The organism is uncultured Pseudoxanthomonas sp. (genome assembly GCF_947498795.1).
Lineage (GTDB): Bacteria > Pseudomonadota > Gammaproteobacteria > Xanthomonadales > Xanthomonadaceae > Pseudoxanthomonas_A.
Window position 1 is genome coordinate 549383 of record NZ_CANMLQ010000002.1, and the last position, 13703, is coordinate 563085.

The window sequence follows — 13703 nt, forward strand, 5'->3', positions numbered from 1 at the left end:
TGACGGCGCACGCGCCTCACGGCATTTCACTTCTGCGGTCGCGACTTGCGTCGCTCCCACGGAAAAATTCAGCCGCCCCGAACCCGCTGTACGATACCGGCCGCCTTCGCCGAGCTCTCGGTGACCTTGTCCCACTCGCCGTTGTCCAGCCAGCCCTTCGGCACCATCCACGAGCCGCCGATGCAGACGACGTTCGGCTGCGAGAGGTAGTCGGCCGCGGTGTCCTCGGTGATGCCGCCGGTGGGGCAGATCTTCAGCTCCGACAGCGGTCCGGCCAGACCCTTCAGCATGGCCAGGCCGCCGACCGCGGTGGCCGGGAAGAGCTTGCAGACGCGGAAGCCGCGCGCCATGAGGGCCAGCAGCTCCGTAGGCGTGGCCGCGCCCGGGACCACCGGAATGTCGGCGGCGGCCAGCGCATCGGCCAGCGCCGGCGGCGTGCCGGGGGTGACCAGGAAGTCGGCGCCCGCATCGATGGACTGCTGCATCTGCTCGGTCGTCAGCACCGTGCCGGCACCGATCACGATGTCCGGAAGTTCCTTCTTCAACATCGCCAGCGCGTCCATCGCCACCGGCGTGCGCAGCGTCAGCTCGATCGCGGGCAGGCCGCCCTGCAACAGCGCTTCGGACACCTTGCGCGCTTCATCCAGGGTGTGGACGGTGACGACCGGCAGGATGCCGGCGGCGCGGAGGAGGGATTCGGCTTTCTGCTGGCGGGCTTCGATGGTCATGGGGGCAAGTGTGGCGATTCGTGTTGTGGGAGCGACGTAAGTCGCGATCGGCGTCAGGTGGAAGCTTCGCGACTTACGTCGCTCCCACGGAAATGATGTCCGGAAGAAGAGCCTGATTCGACGTTACGCATCCTTGGCTTCGTGGGGTGCCTCCGCGGCGTGCGCGGCGTCGCCCAGTTCGTACTCGGCGTCGTATTCCCAAGTGCCATCGTGGTACGGCAGGCCACAGGAAATCGACATCGCGCCGCGGTCGGCCGGCGTGACCACGTCGCGGCTGACCGCGAAGAGGTTGCGGCCCAGGTCCAGTGCCGCGGGCGACGTGTTCGGTGCGATCTCGCGCGCCGCCCATTCGGCGGCGTCGACCAGCGCTTCCAGCGTGCCGGCTTCGGCATCGAGCCGGATGATGTCGCCTTCGCGCAGCTTGGCCAACGGACCGCCGCGCGCGGCTTCCGGGGTCAGGTGGATTGCGGCGGGAATCTTGCCGGAAGCACCGGACAGCCGGCCGTCCGTCACCAGGGCCACGCGGCGGCCCTGGTTCTGCAGCAGGCCGAGCAACGGCGCCAGCGAATGCAGTTCCGGCATGCCGTTCGCGCGCGGGCCCTGGTAGCGGACCACCGCGACGAAGTCCTGCGGCAGTACACCGGCGGCGTGCAGCTTGTTGAGCGCACGCGGATCGTCGACGACAACGGCAGGCGCTTCGATGAAGCGGTATTCCGCCTTCACGGCCGAGGTCTTGATGAGCGAACGGCCCAGGTTGCCGCGCAGCAGGCGCAGGCCACCCTGTCCCTCGAACGCGCGCGAGACCGGGCGCACCACCTCTTCGTCCGCGCTCTGGGCGATGCCCGGCGCATAGGCCAGCTTGCCGTCCTGCAGGCGGGGTTCATCGCAGAAGGCGCGCAGGCCTCCCGGCACGATGGTGGTGATGTCGTGCATCAGGCCGGCGTCGAGCAACTCGCGGAACACCAACTGGGTGCCGCCCGCCGCGGCGAACCGGTTCACGTCGGCTTCGCCGTTCGGATACACGCGCGCCAGCAAGGGCACGGTCTGTGCGATCACGTCCATGTCGTCCCACGTCAGCACGATGCCGGCCGACCGTGCCACGGCGATCCAGTGGATCGTGTGGTTGGTGGAACCGCCGGTCGCCATCAGTGCGGCCATGGCGTTGACGATGGCGCGTTCGTCGATCAGGCGTCCGATCGGTCGGTAGTCGTCGCCCAGCGCGGTGATCGCCAGCGCGCGCTCTGCGGCCGCGCGCGTCAGTACATCGCGCAGCGGCTGGTCGGGATTGACGAACGAGGTGCCCGGCAACTGCAGGCCCATCGCCTCCAGCAGCACCTGGTTGGAATTGGCGGTGCCGTAGAAGGTGCAGGTGCCCGCCGCGTGGTAGCTCGCGGCTTCGGCTTCCAGGAGTTCCTCGCGCGTGGCTTCGCCCGCGGCATAACGCTCGCGTACCGCGGCCTTTTCCTTGTTGGGGATGCCGGGCGACATCGGGCCGGCCGGCACGAACACCGCCGGCAGGTGGCCGAACGCCAGCGCGCCCATCAGCAGGCCGGGGACGATCTTGTCGCAGACGCCCAGGTACAGCGCGGCATCGAACATGTCGTGGCTCAGCGAGATCGCCGTGGCCTGCGCGATCACGTCGCGCGAGAACAGCGACAGCTCCATGCCCGGGCGACCCTGCGTCACGCCATCGCACATCGCCGGCACGCCGCCGGCGACCTGCGCGGTCGCGCCGAGGTCGCGTGCGGCCTGGCGGATCATCTCCGGGTAATGCTCGAACGGCTGGTGCGCCGACAGCATGTCGTTGTAGGCATTGATGATGCCGAGGTTCGGCGTCACGTCCGCGCGCAGGCGCCCCTTGTCGGTGGGGCCGCAGGCAGCGAAAGCGTGCGCGAGGTTCCCGCAGCTAAGGCGCGCGCGTTGCGGGCCGTCGCGGTGGGCGGCGTCGATGCCGTCGAGGTAGGCACGGCGCAACGGGGCGCTGCGCTGGCGGATGCGTTCGGTGACTTCCTGGATGCGGGGGTGCAGGCTCATGGGCGTAGGACTAGGCTGCAGACGGATGCATTCTGCATGGCATGGCGGAAAAGGGCCGTGCGGAGCGGCCTTCCTGCAGCTCCAGCGCGTGGAGGGGAAGGGCGACGAACGACGGCGACGGCATGCTGCTTTCTACCGCCTTTGCCGCAGGCGCGAAAGCGACCAAAGGCAGACCAGTCCGCGTGAGGGCGCGCCGCGCGTGCTGCGTTGCAGCGCGTATCTGCGCAAAACCTCAGGCGTGCGCGGGCGTTTTCGGTCCGAACAGTTCGACCGCATACGCGGCCGCGCCGAGCAGGCCGGGACGCGGATGCATGTTGGCGAGCGTGGGCACGCGTCCCATCGCGGGCGAGAAGCGGCCCTTGTGTTCGAAACGCTGGCGGAAGCCGGAATGCTGCAGCGACGTGAGCAGTTTCGGCACCAGGCCACCGGTGAGGAACACGCCATCCCAAGCGCCGGTCGTCAGCACGAGGTCGCCGGCGATCGCGCCGAACACGGCGCAGAACACGTCCAGCGTGCGCACGCAGCGCGGATCGCCCGCGGCGGCGCGCGCAGTGACATCCTTCGGCTCCAGCGGACCGCCGGGATCTTCGCCGGCGATCTCGCTCAGGGCGCGATACAAGTTGACCAGGCCGGGACCGCAGATCAGGCGCTCGTTCGAGACGCGGCCGAACTGCGCGGACAGGATTTCGAGGATGCGGATCTCTTCCGGCGTACCGGGCGGGAAGCTGACGTGGCCGCCTTCGGTTTCCAGCGGATAGGCGCGTCCGTCGCGGATCACCAGCGCGGCGACGCCCAGGCCCGTGCCCGGGCCGATCACGGCGTACGTGCGTGGCACCGACAGCGGCGCGGGGGCCCAGTGCGCGCCCCCGATGGCGACCACATCGCGCGGCGTGAGCAGCGACACCGCCATCGCCTGCGCAGCGAAATCGTTGACCAGTTTCAGGCCCTGGAAGCCCAGCGCCTGGCGCGTGCGGTTCACCGAGATGACCCACGGATGATTGGTGATGCGTGCTTCATCGCCGTCGACCCGTCCGGCGACCGCAAACACGCCGTTCTGGGCGGTGGCGCCGGTCTCGTCCAGGTAATGCTGGGCGGCGTCGGCGAGCGAGGGAAAATCGGCGACGACGAATTCACGCACGCTGTCGTCGATGAGCGGCACGGACGCGGACGTATCGGCCAGCGCGAAGCGCGCATTGGTGCCGCCTATATCGGCGAGAAGGACACGATCGGCGCTGCTCATGCGGCCAACATCCTGTTCGAGGCGGGGTGGCTTCCAAAACGGGTCCGCTGCATTCGCCTGATCGATCCTGTGCTGCCGTGGGAGGGCCACGCTGTGTGGGCGGCGAATGATAGCGCGCACCCGCATCGTGGGAAGACGGAGGCGAACCTGTCCGCGCGATGCGTATACGTATGCGCGGTACCGGCATGCGCGTGCGCGGCGGGACGTGTGCAGGGGCGAGGAGAAAGCAGGGTCGGCGGCACGTGAGGTGAAGACTCCAGGTTCTTCGCGGCGTTGCCGCTTGCGCCGTGAAAACGGTTACATGGCAGAATAGCGCACCTTCCCCGCCCACGGAACGGGAAGCCGAGCGCATCGCCTGTGAAGGCATGCCTGCACCCGGGAGGGCCGGGACGCAGCGAACCAGCACGGGCGCCGCCCGACCGGAGCAATGATGGCCAGTGTCCAACTCGACCGCGTGCGCAAGGTGTACGACAACGGCCAGGTGGCCGTGCACGGGGCCAGTTTCGAGATCGCCGACGGCGAACTCATGGTGCTGGTCGGTCCCTCGGGCTGCGGCAAGTCCACGCTGTTGCGCATGATTGCCGGCCTGGAAGAGATTTCGGACGGCACCCTGTCGATCGGCGGCCGCCGCGTCAACGACGTGGCGCCGAAGGACCGCGACATCGCGATGGTCTTCCAGAGCTACGCGCTGTACCCGCACATGACGGTGGCCGAGAACCTCGCCTTCGGGTTGAAGCTGCGCGGCACGCCACGCGCCGAGATCGAACGCCGCGTGCACGATGCCGCGCAGACCCTGGGCATGACCCACATGCTGGGCAAGCTGCCGCGTGAAATGTCGGGCGGCCAGCGGCAACGCGTGGCGCTGGGGCGCGCGCTGGTGCGCGAGCCCTCGGTGTTCCTGCTCGACGAACCCCTGTCGAACCTCGATGCCAAGCTGCGCCATTCCGTGCGTACCGAAATCGGCCGCCTGCACCGGCAGCTCGGCGCGACGATGATCTACGTCACCCATGACCAGGTGGAAGCCATGACGCTGGGCCAGCGCATCGTGGTGCTGAAGGATGGCGAGATCCAGCAGATCGACACGCCGATGGCGCTTTATGAGAAGCCGGCCAACCTGTTCGTCGCCGGCTTCCTCGGTAGCCCGGCGATGAACGTACTGTATGGCACGCTGCAGCAGGAAGATGGTTTGCAGCTGGCGCTGGACGGCGGTGGCCAGATTTCGCTGGGCCATGCGGCCGTCGCCGGTGCCTGGATCGGACGGCGCATCGCGCTCGGCATCCGCCCTGAGCACCTGCAGCCGGCGGGTATCGGCAAGCCCGCGTTCGAGGCCCATGTCGACCTGATCGAGCCGGTGGGTAACGAAGTGTTCGTCAACCTTCGCTTCGTCGGCCAGCCACTGGTGGCGCGCATGCCGCCGCAGGTGTTGCCGGAGCCGGGGCAGGGCCTGCGGGTCACGGTAGAGAACGCGCCGCTGCACTGCTTCGATCCGGACAGCGGCCTGCGCTTGGGCTGAGGTCGTCCACCGCAGCAAGGAAAAAAGGAGGCCATGGCCTCCTTTTTTCGTGCCCGCCGACGGTATCGGTCAGCCGCGGCTGACCGTGCGCACCGCTTTCGCCACGTACGCCAGGTTCTGCTGGTTCAGCGCGGCCACGCAGATGCGACCGGTCCCGACCGCATAGATGCCGAACTCGTCGCGCAGCCTGTCCACCTGGGCCTTGCTCAGGCCGGAGTAGGAAAACATGCCGGCCTGCTGCTGGATGAAGGCGAACTCCGGTGCGCCGAGTGCGGCCAGCTTGTCCACCAGACCGGCACGCAGCGCGTGGATGCGCTCGCGCATGCCGCCCAGCTCGCTTTCCCACAGCGCGCGCAGTTCGCTGCTCGCGAGTACGCCCGCGACAAGCGCCGCGCCATGCGTCGACGGGCTCGAATAAATGGTGCGGATGATGCGCTTGACCTGCGACTGCACGGCCTTGGTCGCATGGGCGTCCGGGCCGACCACCGAGAGTGCGCCGACGCGCTCGCCGTACAGCGAAAACGACTTGGAGTACGAGTTGGCGACGATGAAGCTGTCGATGCCGGCCTCGGCGACGATGCGCACGGCCGCGCCATCCTCGGCGATGCCCTTGTCGAAGCCCTGGTAGGCCATGTCGATGAAGGGGAACAGTCCGCGGTCCTTCATCAGCGCCGCGACCTGGGTCCATTGAGCGACCGTCAGGTCGGCGCCGGTGGGGTTGTGGCAGCAGGCATGCAGCAGCACGACGGTACCGGGCTCCAGCTTGCCCAGGTCGGCGAGCATGCCGGCAAAGTCCAGCCCATGCGTGGCGGCGTCGAAGTAGGTGTAGTCGACGATGTCGAAACCCGCCGCGCCGAACACCGCGCGATGGTTTTCCCAGCTCGGGTTGCTGATCGCGATGGTCGCGTGCGGCAGCAGCTTCTTCAGCAGGTCCGCGCCCACGCGCAGCGCGCCGCTGCCGCCCACGGTCTGGGTCGTGGCGACACGGCCGGCAGCGACCAGACCCGACTCCTTGCCGAACACCAGTTCGCGGGTGGCGGCGTCATAGGCGGCCAGGCCGTCGATCGGCAGGTAGCCGCGCGGTTTGCCCTCGGCGGCCAGCGCCTGCTCCACCTGGCGGACGCAGTCGAGCAGGGGAATGCGCCCCTGTTCGTCGTAATAGATGCCGACGCCGAGATTGACTTTCCGGGTGCGGGGATCGGCGTTGTACGCCTCGGTCAACCCCAGGATGGGATCGCCGGGTACGAGTTCTACGGATGCAAAAAGAGACACGGAGTGGGGACCGTTGGTGGATGAGGGAGGGGGGTGAAGCCGCCCGCGATCCTAACAGGCGGGCGCTTGCGCCGTACGCGGACGGCGCGCGGGCGTACGGGCCTGGCAGGCCCGGGCATACGGTGGCGGGGGCGGCTATACTCATCCGTTGGCGTGCCAGCAGGCAGGCCGGATTGCCGTGGAATCAAGGCCTTGGCAGTCGAAGCTGATCCCATTTCATACTTGCGGCAGCGCGTCGGACCGGTCCGGTCGCGGTGCCCGGAAGACACCGCCGCATGCGCCTTTCCACCATCAAGCTGTCCGGTTTCAAGTCGTTCGTCGATCCCACCGTGCTCCACCTGCCGACCAACATGACCGGCGTGGTCGGCCCGAACGGGTGCGGCAAGTCGAACATCATCGACGCCGTGCGCTGGGTCATGGGCGAGAGTTCCGCCAGCCGCCTGCGCGGTGACTCGCTGACCGACGTCATCTTCTCCGGATCGGCGGCGCGCAAGCCGGTGTCGCAGGCTTCGGTCGAACTGATCTTCGACAACAGCGACCACACCATCAGCGGCGAGTTCGCCGCGTTCAACGAGATCTCGGTCCGGCGCCTGGTCAGCCGTGACGGTCAGAGCAACTATTACCTCAACGGCACCAAGTGCCGTCGCCGCGACATCACCGACCTGTTCCTCGGCACCGGCCTGGGCCCGCGCAGCTACTCGATCATCGAGCAGGGCATGATCAGCCAGATCATCGAGGCCCGCCCGGAAGACCTGCGCGTGTACCTGGAAGAAGCCGCCGGCATCTCCAAGTACAAGGAACGCCGCAAGGAAACCGAGACCCGCATCCGCCACACCCGCGAAAACCTGGACCGCCTCAACGACCTGCGCGAGGAGATCGGCAAGCAGCTCGAGCACCTCAAGCGGCAGGCCAAGCAGGCCGAGCAGTACAAGGCGCTGCAGGAAGAGCGCCGGGTCAAGGACGCCGAGTGGAAGGCGCTGGAATACCGCGGCCTGGACGGCAAGCTGCAGGGCCTGCGCGAGGCGTTGTCCCAGGAAGAGACGAAACTGCAGCAGCTGATCGCCGAGCAGCGCGAAGCCGAACGCCTGCTGGAAACCGACCGCGTGCGCCGCGAGGAGGCTGCCGACGGCCTCAACAAGGCGCAGGGCGAGGTCTACCAGGTCGGCAGCACGCTGGCCCGCGTCGAACAGCAGATCCAGCACCAGCGCGAACTCGCCGACCGCCTGAAGCGGGCCCGCGACGAGGCCCACAACGCGCTGCAGGAACTCGGCCAGCACATCAGCGGCGACCAGACCCGCCTAGACGTGTTGCGTGAATCGGTCGCCGATGCCGAACCGCAGCTCGAGCAGCTGCGCGAGGAGGACGTGTTCAGGCAGGATGCGCTGCGCGAGGCCGAAGCCCGGCTGGCCGACTGGCAGCAGCGTTGGGAAACCCACAGTCGCGACTCCGCCGAGGCCTCCCGGGCCGGCGACGTGGAGCGCACGCGCGTCGATTATCTCGACCGGCAGTCGCTGGAAGCCGAACGCCGTCGCGAAGCGCTGGCCAATGAACGCGCCGGGCTCGACCTCGATGCGCTGGCATCCGCGTTCGAACAGCTGCAGCTGCAGCACGACACGCAGAAGGAATCGCTGGAGTCGCTGACCGAGCAGGTCGAGGCGCGCAAGCAGGGCGCGGCCGACGTGCAGGAACAGCAGCGCGCCACCCAGGCCGAACTCTCGGACGTGCGCAAGCGCGCCCAGGAAGCCCGCGGTCGACTGTCCTCGCTGGAAACCCTGCAGCACGCTGCGCTGGGCCAGGAACAGGGCGCCGCGATGAGCTGGCTGAAGGCGCGCGGCCTGGACAATGCCTCGCGCGTCGGCGAGAAGCTGACTGTCGAGCCCGGTTGGGAGAACGCCGTCGAAGGCGCGCTCGGCCAGCTGATCGAAGGCGTGCTGGTCGATGCACCGGAAGCGCTGGTCGATGCCTTGGGCGAACTCGGCGATGGCCGCATCGCGCTGGTGTCGGACGACCGCAGCGACGTTGCCTTCGCGCCGACGTCCCTCGCGGCCAAGGTGCAGGGCCCGGCCGCGATCCGCCGCCTGCTGGCCCGCCTGCACGTGGCCGACGACCTCAATGAAGCCCGCCGTCTGCAGTCTCAGCTGGGCGAGGGCGATTCCGTCATCACGCGCAACGGCGAACGCCTGGGTGCCGGCTGGGTCCGCGTGCTGCGTTCCGGCGCGGCCAAGCAGGGCGCCCTGCTGCGAGAGCGCGACATCCAGTCGCTGCGCGCCGAGATCGAAACCCTGCAGGCACGCGAAGCGGGGCTGGAAGAACGCTTGGCCGGGCTGCGCGATGCGTTGCTCGCCGCCGAACAGCAGCGCGAAGACGCCCAGCGAACGCTGTACATGGCGCACCGTGGGGTGTCCGAGCTGGCCGGCCAGCTGCAAAGCCAGCAGGGCAAGGTGGACGCTACGCGCACGCGCCTCGAGCGCATCGATGGCGAGATCGCGCAGTTGGTCGACACGCTCGATACCAGCCGCGAGCAGGCCCGCGAAGCCCGCGCGAAGCTCGAAGACGCCGTGACCCGCATGGGCGACCTCGAATCCGCCCGCCAGGCGCTGGAAAGCGAGCGCCGCCAGCTGGTCGACGCGCGCGATCAGGCCCGCGAGGCCGCGCGCGCCTCGCGCGACGCCGCGCACGCGCTGGCGCTGACGCTGGAGTCGCAACGCACCCAGATCGTGTCGTTGAGCCAGGCACTGGATCGCATGGGCGGCCAGCGTGGCCACCTCGATTCGCGCCTGGAAGAACTCACCCTGCAGCTGAGCGAAGGCGATTCGCCGGTGCAGGAACTGGAAGCGCAGCGCCAGGCGGCGCTGGAGCATCGCGTCACCGCCGATCGCCAGCTTGCCGAGGCCCGCTCCCTGCTGGAAAGCATCGACAACGAACTCCGCAAGTACGAACAGACCCGCCAGCAGCGCGACGAACAGGCCGTCGCGCAGCGCGAGCGCATCTCGCAGCGCAAGCTCGACCAGCAGGCGCTCGCGTTGAAGGCCGAACAGCTGTCCGAAGGCGTGGTCGCCGGTGGTTTCGTGCTCGAGGACGTCATCAACACGCTGCCCGAGGTGGCCGACGTGCGCGAGTGGGAACAGGCCGTCACCCAGATCGATGGCCGCATGCGCCGGCTGGAGCCGGTCAACCTGGCCGCCATCCACGAGTACGGCGAAGCCAGCCAGCGCTCGGAATACCTGGATGCGCAGCACGTCGACCTCACCACCGCGCTGGAGACGCTGGAAGAAGCCATCCGCAAGATCGACCGCGAGACGCGCGGCCGCTTCAAGGACACCTTCGATCGCGTCAACGCGGGCGTGCAGCAGCTGTATCCGCGCCTGTTCGGCGGCGGCCACGCCTATCTGGAACTGACGGGCGAGGATCTGCTCGACACCGGCGTGGCCATCATGGCGCGTCCGCCGGGCAAGCGCGTGTCCAACATCTCGCTGCTGTCCGGTGGCGAAAAGGCAATGACGGCGGTGGCCTTGGTCTTCGCCATCTTCCAGCTGAACCCCGCGCCGTTCTGCCTGCTCGACGAAGTCGACGCACCACTCGACGAAGCCAACGTTGGTCGCTTCACCAACATGGTGAAAGAGATGAGCGAGAAGGTGCAGTTCCTCTTCGTGTCGCACAACAAGGCGACGATGGAAGCCGCACACCAGCTCAGTGGCGTTACCATGCGGGAACCCGGTGTCAGCCGGCTGGTGTCGGTGGACCTGGAAGAGGCCGCCCGCCTGGCCGGCGCCGCCTGACCCTTCATTCCACCTTGCCGGAGAATCCCCTGTGTCCGACATGGCCATGCTTCGTATCGGAATCATCGTCGCCGGCATCCTGTTGCTGGTCGCGATCTTCCTGTTCGGTCGTCCCAAGAAACCCAGCCAGGGCCGCCGGCTGGATCCCTCCGAACGCGATACCGCGCGCGTCGAGCCCAGCCTTGCCGGCGACGACACCAGCGAGCAGGTGCAGGACTACAGTGGCGAGCGCGTCAGCCAGCCCGAACTCGGCCTGCCCGGCGGCACGCCGGTCGCAGGCGCGGAAAGCGACCTCGGCAAGCGGCCCAACCAGGATTTCGACAAGATCGTCTCGCTGTACGTCGCGGCCAAGGCCGGGCAGGTGCTGCGTGGCGAGGACATCGTGGTCGCCGCCGAGAAGACGGGCCTGACCTTCGGCCACATGAATGTCTTCCACCGGCTGGTGGAAGGCCACCCCGAGCGCGGCCCGGTCTTCAGCATGGCCAACATCATGCAGCCCGGCAGTTTCGACATGGCCACCATCCGCACGCTGGAAACCCCGGCCATCGCGTTCTTCCTCACACTGCCCGCGCCGATGACCGCGCTGGAAGCCTGGGAAAAACTGCTGCCCAATGTGGAGCGCATGGCCGAACTGCTGGGCGGCGTGGTCCTCGACGACAGCCGCAACACGCTGGGTCGCCAGCGCATCCAGCACATCCGCGAAGAGCTGCGCGCGTATGACCGGCAGCATGAAGCGCCGCCGCTGACGAAGGCGCCGCGGTGGTGAACCGAGCACCGTAGGGCCGCAGTGGCTGGCCCAGGTCATGGCTGTATCTTCGCTCGGATGGCTTGCAGGGGAGACTGGCGATGACACGCAAACGGATCGCGACATGGATGCTGCTCCTGCTCGGCGTGTCTGCCGTAGCGCTGGCGCTCCCCTTGCTGAAAGCGCGGCCAACCCTGTTGCCGCCACCTCCGACTGAAATCCCGCCGTTCGTACTGACGCCGGCGTTCGCGATGGAATACGACGCGCATGTATTGCGGCTTGCGCTGGATGGCCGCTGCCGGATGGAACGCGAGTTCTTCATCGTCGCGTCGCCACCGCGCGACCGGATGGATGGGCGCCGTGAAATGGGCCTGCTGGCGTTCCCCGAGGATCTCGGGTGTCCTTCCGTGCGGTTCGAGGATGAGGCGCGGTTCGACGCGAACGTCCACCGTTGCCTGGGCAGGATGGCGCGTGAGCAACTGCACTCTCCGCTGCCATGTCTTCAGGAAACCTATCCGGGACTGGCGTCCTGGATGTCGCTTGAGATGCCGCGCTATCGCAGTAATGCGCAGGGCCTGTCCGCCACCGTCGATTTCGGCATCCACTGCGGACCGCTCTGCGGTAGCGGGTGGAGATCGACGCTTCGTCTGAAAAACGGTGTCTGGCGCGTGATCGGCACGGAGCCGACGCGGATATCGTAAACCGTAGGCTGGGTTGGAGCGTAGCGCAAACCCAGCACATCGGTTGGAGTGAGCGAAGCGAACCCCAAACTATATCGATCTTGTCGACGCCATATTCGTGGAGTGATTTCGATGTCGCACCGCATCTTCACCACCTCCTTCGCCAGCGTGTACCCGCTGTACGTGCAGAAGGCTGAGCGCAAAGGCCGGACGAAAGCAGAGGTGGACGAGGTCATCCGCTGGCTGACCGGCTACGACCAGGCCGGACTCGATCGGCAGATTGAGGCGAAGAAGGATTTCGAGACCATTTTTCCCCGAAGCCCCGCAGCTCCATCCACATGCCTCGCTCATCAAAGGTGTGGTCTGCGGCGTCCGTGTGGAGGACGTTGAAGATCCGCTGATGCAGAAGATCCGCTACCTCGACAAACTGGTGGACGAACTGGCAAAGGGGAAGGCGATGGAGAAGATCCTGCGGTCTCCGACATAGAGGAATGCACCGTAGGCTGGGTTGGAGCGCAGCGAATACCCAGCATCAGGCGCGATGACGGCTCTGCTGGGTTTACGCTTCGCTCCAACCCAGCCTACGGCCGTCGTGCGGCCTTGGCTCGCCGTCATGCCATCCCGCACACTTCTTCCATGCCCCGCAACATCCTCTTCATCTGCACCCAGAACCGCCTGCGCAGTCCGACGGCCGAGCAGGTGTTCGCTGATTGGCCGGCCGTAGAGACGGCGTCCGCAGGATTGGGCAACGACGCCGAAGTCCCCGTGTCGCCCGAGCTGCTGGCGTGGGCGGACCTTATCTTCGTGATGGAGCCAGCGCATCGCAGCCGCCTGTCCGCGAAGTTCAAGCGCCACCTCAACGGCAAGCGGGTGATCTGCCTGGATATTCCGGACGATTACGCGTACATGGACCCCGTGCTCATCCGATTGCTGAAACAGAAGGTCGTTCGGTTCCTGCCTGCCGGCGCGGGGCTCGCATGAGTCGCCCCCTGCAGACCTGGACCGGCCGCTGCCACTGCGGCGCCGTCCGCTTCGAGATCGACACCGACTTTCCCGAGCTGACGCAGTGCGACTGCTCGATCTGCCGCAAGAAGAACGCGCTGATGGTGAAGGTGCACGAAAGCGCGTTCCGCCTGCTGGCCGGCGCCGACGTGCTCGCCGACTACCAGTTCCACACGCACACCGCGCACCACCATTTCTGCACGATCTGCGGCATCTATCCGTTCCACCGCAAGCGCGTCACCCCGGACTACTACGGCATCAACGTCTATTGCCTGGACGGATTCGATCCGGCCGGCATCCCGGTAAGGATGACGGTGGGCGCGGGCATGCCGTGACGGGATCGCACCATACGTAAATCCATTGCTATAGCCGAATCCCCGTGACCCCTTATATCGTCGCTTGCAATCGGCAAAAGGGCGGAGTAAGTTTTACTAGAGTAAAACTTACGGGGCGATACCATGTCCTGCACCGCCATCCTCCGCCAGTCCGGCGGCTCGGTCATCCTGTCAATTCCGAAGGCCATTGCCAGCACGCTGGCCGTCGAGGCAGGCTCGGTCGTGGAATTGACGGTGGAAGGTCGCACCCTGACGGTGTCGCCGGCGCGTCGTTCGCTGGCGGATCGCCTGGCCCGCAGCCCCGCCACGCCTGCCGCGTGGACCAGGGACGAAGTGTGGCTCGAGGATGAGCCGGCGGGGCGCGAACTGCTCTAG

General features: G+C 67.3%; 12 protein-coding genes. 8 read left to right on the forward strand and 4 right to left on the reverse strand.

Annotated elements, in window-relative coordinates; all coding sequences use genetic code 11:
- Positions 1-68 precede the first annotated feature (68 nt).
- From Q0907_RS08725 to glk, 3 genes are all read right to left on the reverse strand, one after another.
- The gene (locus tag Q0907_RS08725) at positions 69-728 is read right to left on the reverse strand and encodes a bifunctional 4-hydroxy-2-oxoglutarate aldolase/2-dehydro-3-deoxy-phosphogluconate aldolase (RefSeq protein ID WP_299343312.1); all 660 of its coding nucleotides are present in this window, start codon (positions 726-728) and stop codon (positions 69-71) included.
- Between the two features lie 123 nt (positions 729-851).
- Positions 852-2762, reverse strand: a complete 1911-nt coding sequence (gene edd, locus Q0907_RS08730) for a phosphogluconate dehydratase (RefSeq protein ID WP_296281194.1) — start codon at positions 2760-2762, stop codon at positions 852-854.
- Between the two features lie 232 nt (positions 2763-2994).
- On the reverse strand, positions 2995-4002 hold the full coding sequence (glk, locus tag Q0907_RS08735; RefSeq protein WP_299343314.1) for a glucokinase: 1008 nt from the start codon (positions 4000-4002) through the stop codon (positions 2995-2997).
- A gap of 430 nt (positions 4003-4432) precedes the next feature.
- Between glk and ugpC the strand changes: the two genes are divergently transcribed.
- On the forward strand, positions 4433-5515 hold the full coding sequence (ugpC, locus tag Q0907_RS08740) for a sn-glycerol-3-phosphate ABC transporter ATP-binding protein UgpC (RefSeq protein WP_299343316.1): 1083 nt from the start codon (positions 4433-4435) through the stop codon (positions 5513-5515).
- A 69-nt stretch (positions 5516-5584) separates the two neighbouring features.
- Here ugpC and Q0907_RS08745 read toward each other — a convergent pair whose 3' ends face one another.
- Complete coding sequence (locus Q0907_RS08745; RefSeq protein ID WP_299343318.1) at positions 5585-6787, reverse strand: amino acid aminotransferase; 1203 nt, start codon at positions 6785-6787, stop codon at positions 5585-5587.
- A gap of 275 nt (positions 6788-7062) precedes the next feature.
- Here Q0907_RS08745 and smc point away from each other — a divergent pair, with 275 nt between their 5' ends.
- The 7 genes from smc (at position 7063) to Q0907_RS08780 (ending at position 13703) form a co-directional block, all read left to right on the forward strand.
- Positions 7063-10566 carry a chromosome segregation protein SMC gene (smc, locus tag Q0907_RS08750; protein ID WP_299343320.1) on the forward strand — a complete coding sequence of 1168 codons (3504 nt, stop codon included), beginning with the start codon at positions 7063-7065 and terminating at the stop codon, positions 10564-10566.
- Positions 10567-10597: 31 nt separating this feature from the next.
- Entirely contained in the window at positions 10598-11332 is a 735-nt protein-coding gene (gene zipA, locus Q0907_RS08755) for a cell division protein ZipA (protein WP_296281188.1), read from the forward strand.
- 107 nt (positions 11333-11439) lie between these two features.
- Entirely contained in the window at positions 11440-12012 is a 573-nt protein-coding gene (locus tag Q0907_RS08760) for a hypothetical protein (RefSeq protein ID WP_299343322.1), read from the forward strand.
- Between the two features lie 111 nt (positions 12013-12123).
- A complete protein-coding gene (locus tag Q0907_RS08765; RefSeq protein ID WP_299343324.1) occupies positions 12124-12381 on the forward strand; it encodes a DUF2200 family protein in 258 nt (85 codons plus the stop codon).
- A 246-nt stretch (positions 12382-12627) separates the two neighbouring features.
- Entirely contained in the window at positions 12628-12972 is a 345-nt protein-coding gene (locus Q0907_RS08770; RefSeq protein ID WP_299343326.1) for a low molecular weight protein tyrosine phosphatase family protein, read from the forward strand.
- Positions 12969-13328 (forward strand): GFA family protein, encoded by a 360-nt coding sequence (locus tag Q0907_RS08775; protein ID WP_299343328.1) that lies wholly within the window; start codon positions 12969-12971, stop codon positions 13326-13328. Before Q0907_RS08770 ends, Q0907_RS08775 begins: the two co-directional genes overlap by 4 nt.
- 123 nt (positions 13329-13451) lie before the next feature.
- Positions 13452-13703: an AbrB/MazE/SpoVT family DNA-binding domain-containing protein gene (locus Q0907_RS08780; protein WP_299343330.1), complete on the forward strand. Its 252-nt coding sequence runs from the start codon at positions 13452-13454 to the stop codon at positions 13701-13703.

Bases quoted from the DNA above. Each gene is read 5' to 3' on its own strand.
- Q0907_RS08725 (WP_299343312.1), bottom strand. From the start codon at position 728: ATGACCATCGAAGCCCGCCAGCAGAAAGCCGAATCCCTCCTCCGCGCC.
- edd (WP_296281194.1), bottom strand. From the start codon at position 2,762: ATGAGCCTGCACCCCCGCATCCAGGAAGTCACCGAACGCATCCGCCAG.
- glk (WP_299343314.1), bottom strand. From the start codon at position 4,002: ATGAGCAGCGCCGATCGTGTCCTTCTCGCCGATATAGGCGGCACCAAT.
- ugpC (WP_299343316.1), top strand. From the start codon at position 4,433: ATGGCCAGTGTCCAACTCGACCGCGTGCGCAAGGTGTACGACAACGGC.
- smc (WP_299343320.1), top strand. From the start codon at position 7,063: ATGCGCCTTTCCACCATCAAGCTGTCCGGTTTCAAGTCGTTCGTCGAT.
- Q0907_RS08760 (WP_299343322.1), top strand. From the start codon at position 11,440: ATGCTGCTCCTGCTCGGCGTGTCTGCCGTAGCGCTGGCGCTCCCCTTG.
- Q0907_RS08765 (WP_299343324.1), top strand. From the start codon at position 12,124: ATGTCGCACCGCATCTTCACCACCTCCTTCGCCAGCGTGTACCCGCTG.
- Q0907_RS08770 (WP_299343326.1), top strand. From the start codon at position 12,628: ATGCCCCGCAACATCCTCTTCATCTGCACCCAGAACCGCCTGCGCAGT.
- Q0907_RS08775 (WP_299343328.1), top strand. From the start codon at position 12,969: ATGAGTCGCCCCCTGCAGACCTGGACCGGCCGCTGCCACTGCGGCGCC.
- Q0907_RS08780 (WP_299343330.1), top strand. From the start codon at position 13,452: ATGTCCTGCACCGCCATCCTCCGCCAGTCCGGCGGCTCGGTCATCCTG.